Annotated in this window: 20 protein-coding genes; 18 read left to right on the forward strand and 2 right to left on the reverse strand. The window is 48.1% G+C overall.

The annotated features are described in order from the left end of the window. The first annotated feature begins 139 nt into the window (after positions 1-139). The 17 genes from DXD92_RS15960 to DXD92_RS16040 all read left to right on the forward strand — a co-directional run bounded on the left by DXD92_RS15960 (position 140) and on the right by DXD92_RS16040 (position 18,077). Positions 140-1,840 (forward strand): glutathione ABC transporter substrate-binding protein, encoded by a 1,701-nt coding sequence (locus DXD92_RS15960; protein ID WP_118641010.1) that lies wholly within the window; start codon positions 140-142, stop codon positions 1,838-1,840. A 140-nt stretch (positions 1,841-1,980) separates the two neighbouring features. Continuing rightward, positions 1,981-2,901 (forward strand): ABC transporter permease, encoded by a 921-nt coding sequence (locus DXD92_RS15965; protein WP_118641012.1) that lies wholly within the window; start codon positions 1,981-1,983, stop codon positions 2,899-2,901. A gap of 12 nt (positions 2,902-2,913) precedes the next feature. Then, complete coding sequence (locus DXD92_RS15970; protein WP_055265632.1) at positions 2,914-3,798, forward strand: ABC transporter permease subunit; 885 nt, start codon at positions 2,914-2,916, stop codon at positions 3,796-3,798. Between the two features lie 15 nt (positions 3,799-3,813). Then, positions 3,814-4,827: an ABC transporter ATP-binding protein gene (locus DXD92_RS15975; RefSeq protein ID WP_118641014.1), complete on the forward strand. Its 1,014-nt coding sequence runs from the start codon at positions 3,814-3,816 to the stop codon at positions 4,825-4,827. A gap of 1 nt (position 4,828) precedes the next feature. Further along, entirely contained in the window at positions 4,829-5,821 is a 993-nt protein-coding gene (locus DXD92_RS15980; RefSeq protein ID WP_055219243.1) for an ABC transporter ATP-binding protein, read from the forward strand. Next, entirely contained in the window at positions 5,818-6,618 is an 801-nt protein-coding gene (locus tag DXD92_RS15985; RefSeq protein ID WP_055219245.1) for a M55 family metallopeptidase, read from the forward strand. The genes DXD92_RS15980 and DXD92_RS15985 overlap by 4 nt, the downstream gene beginning before the upstream one ends. A 43-nt stretch (positions 6,619-6,661) precedes the next feature. After that, positions 6,662-7,753, forward strand: coding sequence for a M42 family metallopeptidase (locus DXD92_RS15990; RefSeq protein ID WP_118641016.1), 1,092 nt, complete (start codon positions 6,662-6,664; stop codon positions 7,751-7,753). 98 nt (positions 7,754-7,851) lie between these two features. Next, positions 7,852-8,592 carry a gamma-glutamyl-gamma-aminobutyrate hydrolase family protein gene (locus DXD92_RS15995; protein WP_055226730.1) on the forward strand — a complete coding sequence of 247 codons (741 nt, stop codon included), beginning with the start codon at positions 7,852-7,854 and terminating at the stop codon, positions 8,590-8,592. Positions 8,593-8,721: 129 nt separating this feature from the next. Continuing rightward, positions 8,722-10,032: a CapA family protein gene (locus DXD92_RS16000; protein WP_158581797.1), complete on the forward strand. Its 1,311-nt coding sequence runs from the start codon at positions 8,722-8,724 to the stop codon at positions 10,030-10,032. Beyond that, positions 10,025-11,722: a M20/M25/M40 family metallo-hydrolase gene (locus DXD92_RS16005; protein ID WP_118641020.1), complete on the forward strand. Its 1,698-nt coding sequence runs from the start codon at positions 10,025-10,027 to the stop codon at positions 11,720-11,722. The genes DXD92_RS16000 and DXD92_RS16005 overlap by 8 nt, the downstream gene beginning before the upstream one ends. A gap of 72 nt (positions 11,723-11,794) precedes the next feature. Beyond that, a complete protein-coding gene (locus DXD92_RS16010) occupies positions 11,795-13,279 on the forward strand; it encodes a C69 family dipeptidase (RefSeq protein WP_118641022.1) in 1,485 nt (494 codons plus the stop codon). Between the two features lie 343 nt (positions 13,280-13,622). After that, positions 13,623-13,772: a 50S ribosomal protein L33 gene (gene rpmG / locus DXD92_RS16015; protein ID WP_055219257.1), complete on the forward strand. Its 150-nt coding sequence runs from the start codon at positions 13,623-13,625 to the stop codon at positions 13,770-13,772. A 21-nt stretch (positions 13,773-13,793) separates the two neighbouring features. After that, positions 13,794-13,994 carry a preprotein translocase subunit SecE gene (gene secE, locus DXD92_RS16020; RefSeq protein WP_022463243.1) on the forward strand — a complete coding sequence of 67 codons (201 nt, stop codon included), beginning with the start codon at positions 13,794-13,796 and terminating at the stop codon, positions 13,992-13,994. Between the two features lie 16 nt (positions 13,995-14,010). Continuing rightward, on the forward strand, positions 14,011-14,532 hold the full coding sequence (gene nusG, locus DXD92_RS16025) for a transcription termination/antitermination protein NusG (RefSeq protein ID WP_022463244.1): 522 nt from the start codon (positions 14,011-14,013) through the stop codon (positions 14,530-14,532). A gap of 71 nt (positions 14,533-14,603) precedes the next feature. Continuing rightward, on the forward strand, positions 14,604-15,029 hold the full coding sequence (gene rplK / locus DXD92_RS16030; protein WP_022463245.1) for a 50S ribosomal protein L11: 426 nt from the start codon (positions 14,604-14,606) through the stop codon (positions 15,027-15,029). Between the two features lie 79 nt (positions 15,030-15,108). Further along, positions 15,109-15,801 (forward strand): 50S ribosomal protein L1, encoded by a 693-nt coding sequence (gene rplA / locus DXD92_RS16035; RefSeq protein WP_022463246.1) that lies wholly within the window; start codon positions 15,109-15,111, stop codon positions 15,799-15,801. Positions 15,802-16,076: 275 nt separating this feature from the next. Further along, the gene (locus DXD92_RS16040; protein WP_118641024.1) at positions 16,077-18,077 is read left to right on the forward strand and encodes a glycoside hydrolase family 31 protein; all 2,001 of its coding nucleotides are present in this window, start codon (positions 16,077-16,079) and stop codon (positions 18,075-18,077) included. Positions 18,078-18,380: 303 nt separating this feature from the next. Here DXD92_RS16040 and DXD92_RS16045 read toward each other — a convergent pair whose 3' ends face one another. Then, positions 18,381-19,301: an aldo/keto reductase gene (locus tag DXD92_RS16045; protein ID WP_117805060.1), complete on the reverse strand. Its 921-nt coding sequence runs from the start codon at positions 19,299-19,301 to the stop codon at positions 18,381-18,383. A gap of 351 nt (positions 19,302-19,652) precedes the next feature. Between DXD92_RS16045 and DXD92_RS16050 the strand changes: the two genes are divergently transcribed. Beyond that, positions 19,653-20,426: an SGNH/GDSL hydrolase family protein gene (locus DXD92_RS16050; protein ID WP_118595267.1), complete on the forward strand. Its 774-nt coding sequence runs from the start codon at positions 19,653-19,655 to the stop codon at positions 20,424-20,426. A 206-nt stretch (positions 20,427-20,632) separates the two neighbouring features. Here DXD92_RS16050 and DXD92_RS16055 read toward each other — a convergent pair whose 3' ends face one another. After that, positions 20,633-21,292, reverse strand: a complete 660-nt coding sequence (locus DXD92_RS16055; RefSeq protein ID WP_118595266.1) for a TetR/AcrR family transcriptional regulator — start codon at positions 21,290-21,292, stop codon at positions 20,633-20,635. Positions 21,293-21,597 lie beyond the last annotated feature (305 nt).

Raw genomic sequence — 21,597 nt, forward strand, 5'->3', positions numbered from 1 at the left:
CATCTATAATACCGATTAAGCAAAGGGGCTGTAAAAAAAAGGTAAGGCATCTTTGCTCTTTTTTATATCATGGTTCTGTTATCTGTGAAAAGAAAGAACAAAGAAAACAGCAACACTTGCAGAAAAGGAGGAGACAACAATGAAAAAAAGACATGTAATGCGTGCTCTGGTTGCAGCAGCAACGGCACTGGCACTGACAGCATGTGGATCGACAGGTTCTTCTGACACAAGTAAGAGCACATCAACAGCATCCGCTGCATCGACCTCATCCGGTTCAGAAGCAGGTACGGAGAATACCATCACGATTCCGGCAGGCGAGTCGGTATCCCAGGATTCTGATGTTACGGCAATGGTAGCTGTAGACTTTACCACCATGGATCCGATGGATACTTCCGATACACTTTCCGGTGGTGTACAGCGAATGATGATGGACGGTTTGTTTGGATTTGATGAGAATATGCAGATCATTCCGATGCTGGCAACCAGCTACGAAGCAAACGATGAAGCAACCGAGTATACGATCCATCTTCGTGAGGGCGTAAGCTTTACCGATGGAACTCCGTGGAATGCAGATGCCCTGATTGCAAACGTAAACAAATGGGCAGATAAGAGCCTTGGACTGAAACGTACTACATTCCTCTGCAATGTTCTGGATCATGCAGAGAAGGTAGATGATTATACCGTTAAAATCTATTTATCACAGTCATTCGGTGCTTTCATCAGCAACCTGGCACATCCGGCTACGCTGATCATGAGCCCGAAACAGATTGAAGCAGGAGAAGATGCCTGTGCACAGGCACCGGTAGGAACCGGCCAGTACAAATTTGTTGAGTGGGTTGCCGGTGACCATATGAAAGTAGAACTGAACAAAGACTGGTGGGGATATGACGCAGACGTCTGCGGCGGAACTGCTCTGGCAGATGCAGATGCAGGATTTAAGAGCATCACATTCAAACCGGTTGCAGAAAGTGCTACCCGTGTATCTGCAATTCAGGCAGGTGACGCACAGATTATGTGGTCTGTACCGACAGAAAGTGTTGACACCTTAAAAGGTGACAGCAACGTATCCGTTGGAATGGGCGACAGCATCGCCGTATGGTACTTCTTCATGAATACACAGAAAGCACCGTTCAACGATGTTAAGGTTCGTGAGGCAATGGCTTATGCAATCAACAAAGAGGCATATATCCAGGTCGTTATGAACGGTTACGGTTCTGTGGCAACTTCTATGGTAGGAGAAGAAGTACAGCACTACAAAGGAAATGATCCGTATTCCTACGATCCGGAAAAAGCAAAAGAGCTGTTAAAGGAAGCAGGATATCCGGATGGATTTACCACAACACTGATGTACAGCAACACGACAGCAAATCAGAAAAAAGCAGAGTTCTACAAACAGCAGCTTTCTGAGGTTGGTATTGATCTGGAATTGAACGGAATGGAAAATGCCGTTCTGAATGAAAAGGTTCAGGGAGCTGACTGCGCAGGAGCAGATGCCGAGGTTGACTGCTACTTAAGCGGATGGTCTACTTCCACCGGTGATGCTGACTGGGGACTTCGCCCGATGCTGGCAACCGAGTCTGAGCCGCCGATGAGCTTCAATATCAGCTACTATGAGAATGAAAAAGTAGATCAGCTTCTCAAAGACGGTCTTGCAACTGCAGATGAAAACAAACGTGGTGAGATCTATGGAGAAGTACAGGATATCGTATGGAAGGATCTCCCGCTGCTCTGCATCGCAAGCGATAAAAACATCTGGGCAACCAGCAACAACATTACCGGAGTATATCTGTTAGGCGATGGAAGCATCGGCATGAGAAATGCCAGAATGGCAGCCGAATAACGGCAGACTGAAATAAGGATATGAAAAAGACCCCGGCGTCCTTCCATCAAAAGAGGGCGCCGGTTTCTTACAAACAGGAAAGCAGGCAGTGATCCGTGGGATTGTACCTGTAGGATAAGCATGAAAGTAGGAGATACAATATGCCAAAATATATACTGAAGCGTATTGTGGGTACGATCCCCACACTGATTATTGTTATTACATTTGTATTTTTCTTTGTCCGCCTGATTCCGGGAGATCCGGCGAGACTCGTTGCAGGAGAGCAGGCAACACAGGATGACGTAGAGGCAGTAAGAGAAGAGCTTGGCCTGAATAAATCCATTCCGGCACAGTATGTTACCTACGTGACAGGACTTTTAAAAGGAAATCTCGGAACCTCCCTTCGCACAAAGCAGCCGGTTGCAAAGGAGGTTGCGGGAAGATTCGGAAATACCGTTCGTCTGGCATTTGTCACATTGCTGTGGAGCTCGGTTGTTGGTGTGCTCTTTGGTGTGTGGTCCGGAACCCACAGGGGAAAATGGCAGGATTATACCGGAATGACGATTGCGGTCTCAGGTATTTCGCTCCCCTCGTTCTGGATCGGCTTTCTGCTGATTATGCTGTTTGCGGTAAAACTGCGAATTCTGCCGACAACAAGCGGAACAAGCCTGAAAAGTCTGATTATGCCGTCGATCACGCTCGGCGTCGGAATTGCAGCCGTGATCGCACGATTTACAAGATCCTCCATTATTGAGGTTTTAAAAGAAGATTACGTCAGAACAGCAAGAGCAAAAGGAATCAAAGAAAAGGTTGTGATCTGGAAGCATGTTTTCCGCAACTCCATGATCTCCGTCGTGACGGTTGTGGGTCTGCAGTTCGGCTTTCTGCTGGGAGGTTCTGTTGTCACAGAAACGGTATTTGCCTATCCTGGCCTTGGCTCCCTTCTGATTGAATCGGTCAATTACAGAGATTATCCGGCAATCCAGTCCCTGATTCTGATCTTTTCGCTGCAGTTTATCGTCATCAACCTGATTGTCGATATCCTCTATGCGGTTCTGAATCCGGAAATTAAACTTCAGTAGGAGATGAGTGGAATGAAAGAAAAGAAAAAAGTACAGACCGAGAACCAGGAGAGAATTAAAACTCCGTTTTCTGAGATGGTTCGAAAATTTAAAAAACAGAAAAATGCAGTAGTTGCGCTTTGTTTTATCATTTTTCTCATTTTCCTTGCGTTTTTCGGAAGCAAAATTGTGCCGTACGGAATCAATGAGTATGATTACAATGCGATTTTGCAGGGACCAAGTATGAAGCACCTGTTTGGAACGGATGAGTTTGGACGGGATCTGTTTTCCCGTATCGTCTGTGGAACCCGGATTTCACTTGCAGTCGGATTCGGCGCTGTTACGGTCGGTGCAGTCTGTGGTACCATTCTCGGACTTCTGGCCGGATATTACGGCGGATGGATTGATTCTATTATTATGAGAATCTGCGATGTCCTGTTCGCTTTTCCGGGACTGATTCTTGCAATCGCCATCGTGGCAATCCTCGGAAGCGGCATGACAAACGTTGTGATTGCGGTCGCTGTCTTTTCTACACCGACCTTTGCGCGGCTTGTCCGAAGCAAAACGCTGAGCCTGAAAAATTCCGTCTTTGTCCTGGCGGCACGGAACATCGGTGTTTCCGATGCAAGAATTCTGTTTCACCATATTCTGCCGGGAGCCATTCCGGACATCATTGTACAGTATTCCATGTCATTTGGATCTTCCATTCTGACAGCATCGAGCCTTTCCTTCCTGGGAATGGGCGCACAGCCGCCGACACCGGAATGGGGGCTGCTTCTTTCCAACGGAAGAAACTATATGGCAAGTGCAATGTATGTGACGATTTTCCCGGGTCTTGCGATTTTCCTTACCGTACTGAGCTTTAACCTGTTAGGCGACGGACTTCGCGATGCACTCGATCCGAAACTTTCCGATTGATAAGGAGGAGCAGAAGTGGCTACTGATAACGTACTTGAGATAAAAAATTTACATACGTATTTCTATACCGATGGCGGCGTGATCAAAGCAGTAGACGGTGTCGATGTGGAGCTTCGACGCGGCGCAACGCTTGGTATCGTAGGCGAGTCGGGAAGTGGAAAGAGCGTGACATCCCTCTCTGTGATGGGATTACTGACCGGAACGAAAGGAAAAATTGCTGATGGCGAAATCCTGCTGGATGGCGATGACATTGTAAAGCTGACGAAGGAACAGCAGAGAAAGCTGCGCGGAAGCAAGATTTCCATGATTTTCCAGGAACCGATGACCAGTCTGAACCCGGTCATGAAGATTGGAGACCAGGTGGCAGAATGCGTTCTGCAGCACGAAAAAATATCAAAAAAAGAGGCACTGAAAAAGGCAGAGGACATGCTCCGGAAAACGGGTGTTCCGCGTGTGGAGCATATGATGAAGGAGTATCCGTTCCAGCTTTCCGGCGGCCAGAGACAGAGGGTCATGATTGCCATGGCACTTGTATGCAAGCCGGAAATCCTGATTGCGGATGAGCCGACGACTGCACTGGATGTAACGATTCAGGCACAGATACTGGATCTGATGAATCAGCTGAAAAAAGAGACGGGTACATCCATCCTGTTTATTACACATGATCTTGGCGTTGTTGCAGAGGTCTGCGATGATGTTGCCGTTATGTACTGCGGCCGCGTGGTAGAGCGCGGAGATGTAAAAACAATTTTCGCCAATCCGTCCCACCCGTATACGAAGGGACTGCTGGGATCGATTCCGAGACTGGGAGACGCCAGAAAAGAACTGAAGTCGATTCCGGGTAACGTTCCAAACCCGAAATATATGCCGAAAGGCTGCAAATTTGAGCCGCGATGTCCATACGCTTCGGAAAAATGCCGCGAGGAAGAACCGGGATTTTTCCAGATCGAAGAAGGCCATATCAGCAGATGCTGGCTCTGCGAAAGCGGACAGCTCAAAACAGATCACGTAGAGAAGGCAGGTGACTAGGATGTCAGATACATTACTTAGAGTAGAGGATTTGAAAATTTATTATCCGGTTGCCGGAAGCGGATTTGGGAAAAAGGAATTCGTCAAAGCGGTAGACGGAGTTACCTTTGAGGTGAAAAAAGGAGAGGTATTCGGAATTGTAGGCGAGTCCGGCTGCGGAAAATCCACGCTGGGAAGAGGCGTCTGCAAACTGGAAAATCTGACATCGGGCCATGTGTATCTGGATGGAGAAGATATTACAGAGTACAATGACCGGAGAATGCGTTCCATCCGGAAAAAGGTACAGATGGTTTTTCAGGATCCGTATGCGTCCCTGAATCCACGGATGTCTGTTTTTGACATCATTGCAGAGCCGCTGCTGGTGCATCATCTGTATCAGGATAAAGCGGATCTGGAAAAGAAAGTGCTGGATCTTTTGCACCGGGTAGGACTGGATGACTACCATGCAAACCGTTATCCACATGAATTTTCCGGCGGTCAGCGTCAGAGAATCGGAATTGCCCGTGCACTTGCGGTAGAACCGTCTCTGATCATCGCAGACGAACCGGTTTCGGCACTGGATGTGTCTATTCAGGCGCAGGTTCTGAATCTTTTAAATGAACTGAAGCATGACCTGGATCTGACCTATATTTTTGTTGCACATGACCTGAGCGTTGTGGAATACATCAGTGACCGTGTCGGCGTTATGTATCTCGGCAATTTCGTGGAGGTCGGAGAAAAAGAGAAAATTTACAGCAATCCGATGCATCCGTATACGCAGGCACTGCTTTCCGCAGTTCCGGTTCCGGATCCGACGGCAAAAAGAGAAAGAATTCTGCTTGAGGGAAGCATCCCATCCGCCCACAAGCCGCCGACAGGCTGCAAATTCCATACCAGATGTCCAAAATGCATGGAATGCTGCAAAACACAGGCACCGGAGCGGTATGAAGTGGATGACGGACATTACGTATATTGTCATCTTTATGATAAAGAAAGAAGGGAACAGCAGAAATGAAGCTTTTTATCAGTGCAGATATCGAGGGCTGTGCCGGAGTGGCACTGACCGATGAAACACATAAGAAGGAAAGCGTATACCAGAGATTTGCAGAGGAGATGACCGAAGAGGTCGTTGCGGCATGCGAAGCAGCACATGAAGCGGGCGCGGATGAGATTGTCGTAAAGGACGGTCACGGAGATGCATCCAACATTGACCCGCTGAAAATGCCGGAGTATGTCACCCTGATCCGGGGAAAGAGTGGTCATCCGTATAATATGATGTATGGTATCGACGACAGCTATGACGGCGTACTGTATCTTGGATACCATGCACCGGCAGGAGATCCCAATTTTTCGATCAGCCACACATCGACAGGAAACAGCCTGTATATTCATCTGAATGGAAAAGTGATGAGTGAGTGCATGCTGAACAGCTATACAGCAGCATCACATCACGTACCGGTGCTGTTCCTTTCCGGAGATGAAGAGATCTGCCGTCAGGCCAAAGAACTGATTCCGGGCATTACGACAGTGGAAACGAAGCATGGTGTCGGTGCGGCAACGTGGTGCAAGGCGAAAGGAAAAGTGATATCCGAAATCCGGGAAGGGGTAAAAAAGGCAGTTGCCGGACAGAAAAAAGAGTGTCAGGTGGCTCTTCCGGAGCACTTTACATATGAGGTAACCTATAAAGACTGGAAAAAAGCGTACACGATGTCGTTTTATCCGGGAATGCAGAAGGTAGATACCTTCACAAATAAGCTGGAGACAGATCGCTGGATGGATATTGTCACAGCACACTGCTTTGTTGTATATTAAGAATATAAATCTGATAGAAACCCAAAGAAAAGAGGATAAAACAATGGATATAGAAATGTTTGGTAAGCTTTCCGATGCATTTGGACCAAGTGGATTTGAGGAGGATGTCATCCGTACCATAGCAGATTACTGCAAAGAATTTGATGTAGAAAATGACGCAATGAATAACCTGTATGTGCGGATGCCGGGAACAAAGCAGGATTCCCGTCCGGTCATCCAGCTGGATGCCCATCTGGACGCATGCGGTTTCATGGTACAGAATATCCAGGACAACGGATGCCTTGGCATTATCATGCTTGGCGGCTTTCATCTGACCAGCCTTCCGGCGCATGCGGTATGGATCCGCACCAGATCTGGAAAGATGGTACATGGTATTATCTGTGCGAAACCGGTTCATTTCATGACAACAGCAGAACGCAACAGCCAGACTCTGGAAATTGAAAAAATGTATGTGGATGTCGGAGCAACCAGCCGCGAGGAGGTTGAAAACGTTTTCGGAATCCATATCGGTGATCCGATGATGCCGGATGTAACCTTTGAATACGATGCAGAGCATGAAATCTGCTTCGGAAAAGCATTTGACAATCGTGCCGGCTGCGCATGCATCGTAGATACGATGAAACAGCTGGAAAAGGAGCAGGCTTCTCTTGCGGTTAATGTTGTCGGCGCCTTTGCAGCACAGGAGGAGGTCGGAACCCGCGGTGCTGTGGTAACAAGTCAGATTGTAAAACCGGACCTTGCCATTGTATTTGAGGGATCTCCTTCCGATGACTTTTTCATCAGCGCAGGACAGGCACAGGGCTGCATGAAGAAGGGTGTTCAGATTCGTATCCTGGACAACAGCTATATTTCCAATACGCAGTTTATTTCACTGGCCGAGGAAGTAGCAGAAAAATGCGGAATTAAATACCAGGAGAGCGTAAGAAGAGGCGGAAGCACAAACGCAGCAAAAATCAGCGTGACAGGAAAAGCAGTTCCGTGTCTGGTGCTTGGTGTTCCATCCCGCTATGCGCACAGCCATTATAATTTCTGTGCAAGAGAAGATCTTGAAGCGGCAAGTGCGATGGCAGCAAATGTGATCCGGGCATTGGATGAAGAAAAAATCCGTCATATCTGCCATCAGGATGTACTGTAAAAAAATCGGATAACGAAAGAAAAAAGAATGCCGGAAGCGGGTTCACAGGAAAGGTGAAGCCGTTTTCGGCATATCTGGTAAGAAAGGAGAGTTTACAAGTGAGAAAACCGATCATTGGAATCTTGGGAAATACGTATAAAACACAGCCGGGACTTTTTTCAAGTGCGGAGAGAATGTATGTCAACAGCGATTATATCGAATCAGTTCTGAACAACGGCGGAATTCCGATGGCAATTCCGGCAGTTGCCATGAAAGCGGATCCAGAAGGCATACTTGCTGTGTGCGACGGAATTCTGGTTCCCGGCGGAGAGGACTTAAATCCGTGGTATTATGGAGAAGAGCCAAAACCGCAGATCCAGACGATCCGTCCAGAGATCGACGAGGCCTGGTTTGCACTTGGACGGGCAGCAAAAGAGATGGGAATGCCCATGCTTGGCATCTGCAAAGGAATTCAGTTTTTAAATGTCCTGTGCGGCGGTGATCTGTACCAGGATATCTATACACAGAAGGAAACCACAATTCTGCATCTGCAGTCCCTGGAGCGGTCTTATCTGCATCACCATGTGGAAATTAAAGAGGGAACCCATCTGGCAGAAATCCTCGGGGCGGGAACCCATGCGGTAAACTCCATGCATCATCAGGCAGTGCGTACGCCGGGAGAGGACATCGTGGTTTCAGCAACGGCGCCGGATGGAACCATCGAGGCGATAGAAAGCCGCAACGGACAGATTGTGGCCGTACAGTGGCATCCGGAAGGGCTGATCCACTCAGCGCCGGAGATGAACCGCCTTTTTGCGGATCTGGTAGAAAGAAGCAGCAGATACAGAGAGAAAAGGTAACGATTTGGAGCTATGTAAAAGGAAAGAAAAACCGGGATGGGACTTTTGAACCGTTACGAAAAAATAAGAATGGATGAAGATGCGATTCCAAAAGCAGAGAGCAGGAATCGTTCGGGAGGCAAAAAAAGAATGAACAGAACAATAAGAGTATCGGCGGCGGGTGATATTCTGATTATGAAACGGCTTCTGCCGGGATATCAGGATGTTTTGCCGATTCGCGAATTTCTGATGCAGGGAGAGGTTCGGATGGCGAATCTGGAAACGACGATATCGGACGGCAGCTGTTACGCATCGGCGTATTCCGGCGGAACATGGCTGACGGCAGATGCGAAGTGTCTGGAAGATACCCTGCGTTACGGTTTTAATTTTCTTGGGATTTCGAATAATCATACGATGGATTATTCCTACGAAGGACTTGCATCTACGATCAGTGAACTGAAAAAAAAGGATGTGGCGTATGCCGGAGCAGGAAAAAATCTTTATGAAGCATCACGTCCTGCCATTCTGGACACAACGGCGGGACAGATTGCGGTGATTGATATCTGTTCTACCTTTGAAAATGCAGCCAGGGCGGGAAGCCAGACGGAACGGCAGCCGGGCCGGCCGGGCTTAAATCCGCTGCGCTTTTCGGAAAAATATACCATTACGGAAAAACATGCGCAGGATCTTGCAAAGATTGCAGAGGTGACCGGAATCAACGGACTGCGGGATCTGCACCGACAGGAGGGATTTATAGCTCCGCTTCCCGAGGGTGTCATGGAATTTGGCGGGAAAATGTTTGAAATCAGCAAGGACGGAACAGAGGGAAGAAGCTCCAGCCCGAATCCGATCGATGTGAAACGCACCGTCGATGCAATCCGGGAAGCGAAGATGACATGTGAGGCAGTCCTGGTTATGGTACATTCCCATGAAATCCGTAAGGACAATGACGAAGAAGCGGATTATTTTCTGGAGGAATTTGCACACGCCTGTATCGATGCGGGAGCCAGCGCGGTGATCGGGGGCGGAACGCATCAGCTGAAGGGAATCGAACTGTACCGTGACTGTCCGATTTTCTATTGCCTCGGAAATTTTATTTTTGAAAATCAGTATGTACGTCTTCTGCCTGCGGACTACATGGAAAAATATGGTCTGAATATTCACACGGCAGCATCCATCGGAATCGCCAGGCGGCAGGAGCAGTCCTCACATTCCCTCTATGAAATTCCGGAGGTCTATCGGAGCGTGCTGCCGTATTTCGAGATCTGTCAGGGAAAATGTACACATCTGGAGCTGCTGCCGGTCGAGCTTGGTATGGACAGGGAAAAGGCAGAAAAAAATATCCCGTACGTGGCAGACGAAAAAACAGCAGAAAAAATTGCAGAATATCTCACCCGCGTGAGCGAAAGATATAGAACAGAATGGGAATATAAAGAAGGAAGGATTGTACTTCATGCGTAAAAAATGGGAAATAGAAGACAAATACCGAAAGTTTTGCCGAAACAACAAAGAGCTTGCGCTGCAGACGCTGCGTGAGCTGACACTGACCCCGACAGAAACGGGAAAAGAGGATCAGAGAATCGCATACTGCAGGGAATGGATGAAACGGCAGGGCATGGAATCGGTTCATACGGATGAGCTTGGAAATGTAATCTGGGAGTATCGGCCGGAACAGGAAAAGAAGGTTCTGTATACGGCGCATCTGGACACCGTGTTTTCGCTGGAGGAGCCGCTGGAGATCAAAGAAGACGGAATGATCTGGCGTTGTCCCGGCATCACGGACGATACCGTGAATGTTGTGATGCTTCTGATGGCGGCAAAATACGTTCATGAGACAGAGCCGGAGCTTCCATGCGGTCTGATTTTTGCAGCGGATCTTGGAGAAGAAGGGCTTGGCAATCTGTGCGGAGTTCGCGCGCTTGTCGACCATTATGAAAAAAATCTGTGCGGAATGGCAGCCTTTGATCTGTATCGGGATAAAATGTATCCCATCTGCATCGGGTCTGTCCGGTATCGGATTTCGGCAAAAACAAAGGGCGGTCATTCCTTCCTGAATTTCGGAAGAAAAAATGCTATTGCAGAGCTTGCGGGCCTGATCGGAGAGCTTTACCGTTTTCAGACGGATGCAGCATCTCATACAACATACAATGTGGGAAAAATAGAGGGAGGAACCTCTGTTAATACGATTGCGCAGGATGCCTCCATGCTGTTTGAATTCCGTTCGGAGGATTACAGGAGCCTGGAAGCCTGCGAAACATATCTGGAGGAGACCATAGCAGCACGCCAGAGTGAGGAGGTACAGTATTCCTGCAAGCTCGTCGGAAAGCGGCCGTGCGCAAGAGAAACGGATCCTGTCCAGATGGCACGTATGACGCGGTGCGCACAGAAAACGCTGAAGGCAGCCGACGGGGAAGAGGCGGTATGCTCTGAGGCATCCACAGACTGTAATATCCCATTGTCGCGGCATATTCCTGCTATCTGCGTCGGTTTCTGCCGGGGCGGGGGAGCGCATACCAGAGAAGAATGGCTCGATGCCGCCAGCGTAGAAGATGGCATGTGTGCAGCCGCAGCACTCGTATGCCGGCTTCCGTGGATGTGCTGCGAGAGCAGAGTCGTTGTAAGGGACGGGATAGAGGACCGAAAAGAGAAAGAGGAAATCCGGCGGCTGCTGGAGCTGTGCGATCAGGACTTCGTTCCGCCGCTTTCCCACCGCAACAGTACATCCCAGACGAACTGGGCCGAGACAGAAGAAAAGACGGATGGAATTGCAGAATATCTGGAGAATATCTGCAGTCAGCATGTGGTGCTGTGGAAGGAAGAGGGAGTCGTGCGGGCCTTTATGACCTGGAAGGATCACTTTAACTGTGAAAATCTGGAAGCATATCCGGATTCCTGCTATCTGACCACCCTCTGCGTCTGGCCGGATTACCGCGGACAGGGAATTTCGGAGGTAATGTATGCAGAAGCAGAAAAGGATATCGCAGCAAAATTTCCGGGAAGCCGGATTACTCTCCGTACCTGGTCCACGAACGGGGCCCAGGAGCATATCCTGGACAAGCTGGGATATAGTCTTGTCCGGCGGCTGAAGGATGACAGGGGAGAAGGAATTGATACGGTTTATTTTGTGAAAAAGGAAGAAAACGACAGATAACATGGTGCTTGCAAATCGCAGCTGAAGATGTCATAATCGGAAGCATAAGACAGCAAAAGGAGGGCTATAGCTATGCCTTGTACAACCATTTTAGTTGGAAAGAAAGCATCGTATGACGGTTCCACCATGATCGCGCGAAACGACGATTCTGGTGCAGGCCATTATACATCGAAAAAATTTGTAGTGATTCACCCGGAGGAGCAGCCGAGAACCTATAAAACCGAGATTTCTCATCTGACCATTGAGCTTCCGGACAATCCGATGCGGTACACTGCAGTGCCAAACGCAGAAAAAGGCGAGGGTGTCTGGGCGGCAAGCGGCGTGAATGCAGCGCAGGTCGGCATGACTGCGACCGAGACAATCACATCGAATCCGCGTGTGCTGGGTGCTGATCCGCTTGTCGTTTATCAGCCGGCGGAAGACGGAAAAGAAGAGGTTCCGGGCGGAATCGGCGAGGAGGACCTCGTTTATATTGTTCTTCCTTATATTAAAAGCGCCAGAGAAGGTGTCAAAAGACTTGGCAGCCTGCTGGAGCAGTACGGTACATACGAGATGAACGGCATTGCATTTCAGGACCACGATGAGATCTGGTGGCTGGAGACGATCGGCGGCCATCACTGGATGGCAGTGAAAGTGCCGGATGACCATTATGTGGCCATGCCGAACCAGCTTGGCATCGACCATTTTGATCTGGAGGATGCACTCGGCGAACAGAAGGAATATATGTGCTCAGCAGACTTGAAAGAATTTATTGAAACATATCATCTGGATCTTTCTATGGATGGAAATTTTAATCCGCGCGATGCCTTCGGAAGCCACGATGATTCCGATCACGTTTACAATACACCGCGTGCCTGGTTCATGGAGCGCTGTCTGAACCCGCACACGAAAAAATGGGACGGACCGGATGCCGATTACACACCGGTATCCGACGATATTCCGTGGATGATGGTTCCGGAGAAGAAGATCACCGTAGAGGATGTGAAATACGTACTGTCCTCCCACTATCAGGGAACACCGTACGACCCGTATGCCGCATACGGCGATAAATCGTGGAAGGGAGCATATCGCTCCATCGGTGTCAACCGGACCGATTTCCTTTCTGTCATCCAGATGCGCCCGGATCACAAAGGAGACAACGGCATTTTGCAGTGGATTGCATTTGCGTCAAATACATTCAATGTGCTGGTTCCGTTCTACACCGATGTGACGACAACACCGGAGTATCTTTCCAACACAACGGGAGAGGTTTCCGCAGATAACTTCTACTGGGCAAGCCGCATGGTGGCAGCAATGGCAGATGCATCCTATAAGTCTTCTATCTTTCACATTGAGCGGTATCAGGAAAAGGTGATGGCAAAAGGCCATGCACTGATCCACCAATACGATGCGCTGCTTGCAGGGGAGACAGACGAAACAAAACAGACACAATTGAGAGAAGAAGCAAACAACAAAATCGCTGAAATGCTGAAAAAAGAGACGGGTGCAACACTGCACAAGGTACTCTTTGAACTCAGCAACCAGATGAAAAACGCGTATTCCAGATCGGATGCGTAAGGCTTTTTCAGGGAAAGAATAAGAGAATGGTTCTGCGCGCAGGAAAAATTGCGCGCAGAATCATTTCCTGTCCGGAATCGTCTCGAACAAACAGGGTGTTACAGTTCGCCGGACACCGGTGAACGATACGATCCTGATAAAAAATCTCAGCGTACTTTGGTGAATTTTGTTGACAACAGGCAGTTCCTGTGCTACAATAAACCAGCGACATGGAAGAAGGTCTTTTTTTTATGCCTGAAATTGCTGAAGTACGAGCAGCAAAAACAGGGCAGAAATGAAGAGACCGCCGCTGATCCGCAAGGATCACAAGCGATAACGCAAATACACAGTGGAGGTGGAAGTCGTGCGCGTAAAAATCACATTGGCATGTACTGAATGCAAACAGCGTAATTACAACATGACAAAAGAGAAAAAGAACCATCCTGAGAGAATGGAGACAAAGAAGTACTGCAGATTCTGCAAAAAGCACACAATGCACAAAGAAACCAAATAATCTTTGGTAAGAGGTGATCCAATGGCAGAAACTGAAAAAAAAGCATCCAAAAAGAGCTGGTTCAAGGGCTTGAAAGCAGAGTTCAGAAAAATCATCTGGGTTGACAACAAAACGCTGGGCAAGCAGACCGTTGCAGTCGTAGCGATCTCTGCAGTAACCTGCGGGTTAATCACCCTGGTTGACAGCGCTGTAATCGAGTTCGTCAATTTATTGATCAAATAAGGATAAAGGTGTCAGAATGTCAGAAGTAAACTGGTATGTAGTCCACACCTATTCGGGCTATGAAAACAAAGTAAAAGCCAATATTGAGAAAACAATTGAGAACCGTCATCTTGAGGATCAGATTTTGGAAGTACGTGTTCCTATGGAAGAAGTTGTTGAAGTCAAGAACGGAACCAAGAAACAGGTACTCCGGAAATTGTTTCCGGGCTACGTTCTGATCAACATGATCATGAACGACGATACCTGGTATGTTGTCCGCAATACCAGAGGTGTTACGGGCTTCGTCGGACCGGGATCCAAGCCGGTACCGCTTACGGATGAGGAAATGGTGAACCTTGGAATCACCGGTGGTGAGGAAAAGGTTGAGCTTGACCTTGAAGTTGGCGATGCAGTCGTTGTAACAGGCGGCGCATGGAAGGATACAACCGGACTGATTCAGAGTATCAACGATACAAAACAGATGGTTACCATCAATGTTGAGCTGTTCGGCCGCGAAACGCCGGTAGAAATAAGTTTCGCAGAAGTCAAGAAGATGTAAGAAATGCCCCAGGGCGTTTCGTGGGAGGGAAATTCCCGCAATTACCACATTTATTTAGGAGGTGCCGTAAAATGGCAAAGAAAGTTACAGGATATATCAAATTACAGATTCCTGCTGGTAAAGCAACACCAGCACCACCGGTTGGACCTGCACTTGGACAGCACGGAGTAAACATCGTACAGTTTACCAAAGAGTTCAACGCAAGAACAGCAGATAAGGGAGACCTGATCATCCCTGTAGTTATCACTGTATATGCAGACAGAAGTTTCAGCTTCATAACCAAAACTCCTCCGGCAGCAGTTCTGCTTAAGAAAGCCTGCAACCTGAAATCTGGTTCCGGCGTTCCGAACAAAACGAAAGTTGCTACTATCTCTAAGGACAAAGTTCGTGAGATCGCAGAGATGAAGATGCCAGACCTGAATGCAGCAACTGTTGAGGCAGCTATGAGCATGATCGCAGGTACCGCAAGAAGTATGGGTATCGTTGTAGAGGACTAATTTAGAAGAAGAGTTTACATCTTCTCGTATTGACGTGGGAGGGAGATTCCCGCAACTACCACCAGGAGGTTATTAGACAATGAAACATGGTAAGAAATATTTAGAGGCTGCAAAAGCAGTTGATCGTAGCATTCAGTACGATCCGGCAGATGCTATTTCCACAGTTAAGAAATTAGCTACTGCTAAATTTGACGAGACAATCGAAGTTCACATCAAAACTGGTTGTGACGGACGTCACGCAGACCAGCAGATCCGTGGAGCAGTTGTTCTGCCGCACGGTACCGGAAAACAGGTTCGTGTACTTGTTTTCGCTAAAGGCGCAAAAGCTGATGAGGCTGTTGCAGCAGGTGCAGAGTTCGTTGGAGCTGAGGAGCTGATCCCGAGAATCCAGAACGATGGCTGGTTTGATTACGACGTTGTTGTTGCTACACCAGATATGATGGGTGTTGTTGGTCGTCTGGGCCGTGTACTTGGACCGAAAGGTTTAATGCCAAACCCGAAGGCTGGTACCGTAACTATGGATGTTACCAAAGCCGTTAAAGAGATCAAAGCAGGTAAGATTGAGTATCGTCTTGACAAAACAAACATTATCCACGTGCCAATCGGAAAAGCTTCTTTTACTGAGGAGCAGTTAAGCGACAACTTCCAGACGCTGATCGGTGCAATCAACAAAGCAAAACCGGCTACTCTGAAGGGACAGTACCTGAAGAGCGTTACTCTGGCTCCTACTATGGGACCTGGAGTTAAGGTTAATACTTTGAAGCTTGCATAATAAATGAAATGAATGAGAACCCCCGGGGCTGTAATGGCTCCGGGGGTTCTTTGCGTTGAAAAACGGACGCAGGGGAAAGGCGAATTCCGATTCCTTAAGAAAGAGCTTTATTTCAATGGGAAATAATTGAAAAAGATCAAAATAGTGTTAGAACATGAAAATTAAGATCAAGTATTCTGCCGGAAATGTTAGTATAATGCTAAGTAGAAAGCAAACGAAAAGAGCAGAGCCCATGCATGCGTTTGGAACGGCGGGTTCTGGAAAGGGAGGTTTTTATGCAGTATTTTGAGAAACAGGGAAATGCGCTGATTTTCCGGCAGGATGGGGAGACGGTCCGGGTGGAGCCGTGGCAGAAGGACAGTCTTCGGGTGAGAGGTACACTTCTTTCGGAGATAGAAGAGGGAAGCATTGCACTGCTTGATCCGGAACCGGTGGAAGCGGAAATTGAGCTGGTGGATGAACTGAAAGCGACGATCAAAAACGGTAAAATCCAGGCGGTTCTCGAGCTTCAGCCGTGGGGACAGAAGCTGCGGATTACGTTCTTAAATCAGAAGGGCGAGGTGCTGCTCTCCGAGATCGCGAACGGCGGAGCGCTCTGCCTGCGCGCACACGATTACCGTGCATTGAAGGGCGGCGCTTATCAGCTGAAAGTATCCTTCGATTCCAACCCGGATGAGAAGATTTACGGTATGGGACAGTATCAGCAGGAGCGAATGAACCTGAAGGGATGCAACCTGGAACTGGCGCACCGTAATTCGCAGGCGAGCATTCCGTTTTATGTATCGAGCCTTGGCTACGGCTTCCTGTGGCACAATGCAGCGGTCGGTGAGGTTCATTTCGGAACGAACACAACGGAATGGCTGGCACGCACCACAAAGCAGCTCGACTACTGGGTAACCGCAGGCGATACCCCGGCAGAAATTGAAGAGCACTTTGCAGATGCCATTGGTAAAGTTCCGATGATGCCGGAGTACGGCCTTGGCTTCTGGCAGTGCAAACTGCGCTACTACAATCAGGAGCAGGTACTGAATGTGGCACGCGAGTACAAAAAACGCGGCATTCCGCTGGATGTCTTTGTCATCGACTATTATCACTGGCCAAGATGCGGTGATTATCGTTTTGATGAAGAATATTTCCCGGATCCGAAAGCAATGATCGACGAGCTGCATGAGATGGGCATCGAGACGATGGTTTCCATCTGGCCGCAGATCGACTGGAGAAGCGAGAATTACGAAGAAATGAAACAGCAGGGACTCCTCGTGAAGAGCAACGCAGGTGTTGATGTACAGATGCTGTTCCATGGAAATAATGTCTTCCTGGATGCAACAAATCCGAGAACAAGAAAGTATGTATGGGAGAAAGTAAAGAAAAATTATGCAGATCTCGGCATCCGCACCTTCTGGCTCGATGAGGCTGAACCGGAGTTTTCAACCTATGAGTACGAGTGCTACCGCTACGCCGCAGGCCCGGTGGAAGAGATCGGAAATATTTATCCAAGAGAGTATTCCCGTATGTTCTACGAGGGCCAGAAAGAGAGCGGCCAGGAGGATATCGTCAACCTCGTCCGCTGTGCATGGCTCGGAAGCCAGAAATACGGAGCCCTTGTGTGGTCCGGCGATATTTTCTCAACCTACGAGGACTTCCGCAAACAGATCTGCGCAGGCCTTCATATGGGATTGTGCGGCATTCCGTGGTGGACAACCGATATCGGCGGATTCCACGGCGGTGTGACCGAAGATCCGGACTTCCAGGAGCTGCTTGTGCGTTGGTTCCAGTTTGGTACCTTCTGCCCGGTTATGCGTATTCACGGAAACCGAGGACCGAGAGAAGAAATCATCAACAAGGCTGGCGAAGTGCGTGAGGGAACCGGAGCTGACAACGAGGTATGGAGCTTCGGAGAGAAAAATTATGAAATCCTGACGAAATTCATCGGTGTCCGCGAAAAAATGCGCGATTACACGAGAAGCCTGATGGCAGAAGCACACGAAAAAGGAACACCGGTCATGAGAACGATGTTCTATGAGTTCCCGGAGGATGCAGCGTGCTGGGATATCTCCGATGCTTACATGTTCGGCTCCGACATCCTTGTAGCACCGATTGTCCGGCCAAAAGCAACGAGCCGTACCGTTTATCTGCCGGCCGGTGCGTCCTGGACGCTGGCAAATACCGGTGATGTTTATGAGGGCGGAAAAGCCTATGAAATTGAGGCGCCGATCGAAACACTGCCTGTTTTCCTTCGCAACGGAAAACAGGGATATCTGGTGGGAGAGATCTGATTTAACCGAATCAAGTAAGTCACCTGCTTCGAGTACGAAAAGTAATAAGCAGTGGTTGGGGACTTGCCTGTATCAGGAGGAATGCAAGCTTCTTCTGATAAACTGCGGAGCAGTTATTTGGTTATGGGCAGGCAGCCAATGCGGATTGCAGATAGCTGCATGAAAAAAGAAAAGGAAAAGGGAAAAGCATTCCAGAAGATCGATAAGATCCAAAGGAATGCTTTTCCGATGTTATAAATCAATCACGGATCCGAAAAGGGGATTTTAGCCTTGTTCCGCATATGGGCAGGCGGACAGAAAAACTTACGGAAGCGGATGGCCTGCCGCCAGATACAGCTCATACCATTCTTCCCGCGTCAGCGTAATAGCACATGCCGCGATAATCTCTTTCAGGCGGTTTTCGCTTGCCGTACCTGTGACAAGCTGCATATTTGCCGGGTGGCGCAGAATCCACGCTGCCGCAATCGTGGTATCACTGACGCTGTATTTTTCGGCCAGTGCACGGATTTTCCGGTTCAGTTCCGGGTACTCGTCGCTTCCAAGAAAACATCCTTTCCATGATGGCATCTGGAACGGAGACCATGCCTGCAGGGTAATATCGTGCAGACGGCAGTAATCGAGCAGACTGCCATCGTGGTCAACCGAACCCGGTGTTTCCATGTTCACTTCCATGCCATTTGCAACAAGGTTGGAAACCGGAATGCTGAACTGTACCTGATTGGCAACGAGTGGCTGGCGGACATATTTCTGCAGCAGTGCAATCTGCATCGGCTTGTGGTTGGAAACACCGAAATGGCGGACCTTTCCGCTCTCAAACAGAACATCAAAGGCGGCAGCTACATCTTCTGGTTCTACGAGCGCATCCGGCCGGTGGAGCAGCAAAAGATCGAGGTAATCCGTCTGCAGACGTTTTAAAATACCATCGACAGATTCCAGGATGTGGTCTTTCGACAGATCATAGCAGCCCTGGCGGATGCCGCATTTGGACTGGAGAAAAATATCCTCCCGTTTCAGGGACGGATCGCCGGAAAATGCCTCACCGAACACAGTCTCGCTCATGCCGCCGCCGTAGATATCCGCGTGATCAAAGAAATATGCGCCCTGCTCCAGCGCGGAGTGGATAAAATGATTCATCTCGTCCTTCGATTTTTCGGAAAGCCGCATGCATCCGACTGCAATGGAAGGAACTTTTCGCAGGTGATTGCCTAAAATTGTTTCTTTCATAGTAGAATTTTCTCCTTTGCAATGCTTCTGTATTCGCAGAGGTTTTCGTAAAGCAGGCGTGGAAGGACTCTGGAAGTACAGAAAGAATAGTAATTACGTTGCTTTTAATATATCATTTAAGTGCACTTGAAAGTCAATGGTTTTTGAGGAAAAGAGAATAAAAAAATCGCCGGAATCGATCAGAATTCGACCAGAACACAGAAAATCCGTATTTTGTTAACAAAATCGGAACAAAATCGACAACAAAGTTTACTTGCATTTTCAGAAAAATGATGTAAGATAGGGGTATTCGAAAAAAAGATCCGACAGGATCTGCGAAGTGGTATTGACTCAGATAATGGAGGTTTTGCGATGGATGCAAAAATAATAGCCGGAATCCTGGCCGCAGGAGGCGCAGCCTTAGCTGTGGGCGGCATATATAGCATGAATAAGAAAACAGGTTATTTTAAAAAGGGAAATTCCGTCCGATACGATGTTTCCCGTATTCCGTTTAAAAAAACAAGTCCGTTAAAAGGAAAAACAGTTGTATTTTTGGGATCCTCCGTGACGAAGGGCTTTGCTGCCCACAACAATTCGTTTGCGGAGTACATAGCGAAGAAAGACAGCTGTACCTGCATCAAAGAAGCGGTCAACGGAACCACGCTGATTGATAATGGTGAGGATTCCTACATCGAGCGTATGCGCGACAGGCTTGATCCAAAGCAACAGGTGGATCTTTTTATCTGCCAGCTGTCCACGAACGATGCAACACGCAACAGCCCGCTCGGTGAAATTTCGGAATCCTGCGATCTGGAGAGCTTCGATGTCGAAACTGTCTGCGGCGCGATTGAGTATATCATTGCATATGCAAAAGAAACGTGGCATTGCCCGGTGATGTTCTATACGAATCCACAGTATGATTCCGAGCCGTACGCGAAGATGGTAGAGGCGCTTCTGAAAATTCAGGAAAAATGGCAGATCGGTGTGATCGATTTCTGGAATGACGAACGAATCAACCGTGTTTCCCCGGAAAAACGAAAACTGTATCTTCAGGATCCGATTCATCCGATGAAGGCCGGCTATGCCGAGTGGCTGGTGCCTGTGATGGAACAGCGGATTGGTGAGTATCTGGAACAGCAGGTATAGGCAAAGAGAAAAATAAAAAATACTTTCGTGGTTTCTTTTGAAAAGATTCCGCGAAAGTATTTTTTTGATTTACAGGAAACTTCGTTGAATTTTCCTGTAAATTAAAAAAGCCCTCCGGGCAGGATCGCACTGCGGCGGACGGGAATTATGTCGCTGAAGCGACCCGCCGCAGGCGGAGAATCCTGCAAAGCAGGATTCTTTCTTGTTTACGAGAGCAGTGAGTCGGGATTCGCGCCTGCATTTTCCGTGGTTTTCCGTTTCTTCCGGATTCGGAACTGCTTGAAAATGCCCCGAATGGCAGCGTAGAGCTCCGGCTTTAGTTCTTCAAGCGGAACCGGCTGCTGGTACAGGATAGCATTGTAGCTTGTACCGCTTACAAGCTCCAGAATCATATAGAACATCAGCTCCGGTGAGCGATACGTATATGCTGCATGAGAGAGCAGAGATTCATAGATAGTGTAGATGGCCGGCGTGTCGGCAAACGGAGCAAAGGTAAGAGAATTTTTGAAGAATCCCCAGCTCAGATGCTTGGAAATAAGCGTCACGAGGCTGTGGTTGGCGGCAAACTGGTCGAGGATATTGTCGGTGATAAAAAGCACCTGCTCTTCAAAATCATGGATATCCGGGTGGCGCAGCAGATCTGAGTAGGCGGCCTGAAATACCTGACTCGCCTTATGTGCAATCAGATGATTCCGAATATCGTACTTATCTTTGAAATAAAGATAGAAGGTACCTTTTGCAACGCCGGCGTTATTCACGATATCCGAAATGGATGTTTTACTGAAGCCGTTGTTGATAAAAAGTGAGAAAGCAGAGTCCAGAAGGGACTCACGCTTCATTTGTTTGTTATTATCAATTTTTCCCACAGAGAGTCTCCTTTCCTGAAAGATATCAAAAACGTGTGTTACTATCTTGCCTATAATTATAGGTATCATACATGGAAACTGTCAAAGGGAAAATGACTAATTTTCTCATTTTTGTGACTATGCACGAAGAAAAAAATGACCGATCGTCAATTTTGTGCAGTATTTAATGTTGACTAAGAGTCATTTTTGCGTTATAACATTAGATGATTGAAAGGCATAGGAAAAACATCCTCGATCTGAGGGAAACAGTATCCCGCAGTATCTTACTCCGAGCGGGTTTTACTTCTCTTATGATCCTGGATTTC

Source organism: Blautia sp. TM10-2 (assembly GCF_003480845.1).
GTDB classification, from domain to species: Bacteria; Bacillota; Clostridia; order Lachnospirales; family Lachnospiraceae; genus Fusicatenibacter; species Fusicatenibacter saccharivorans.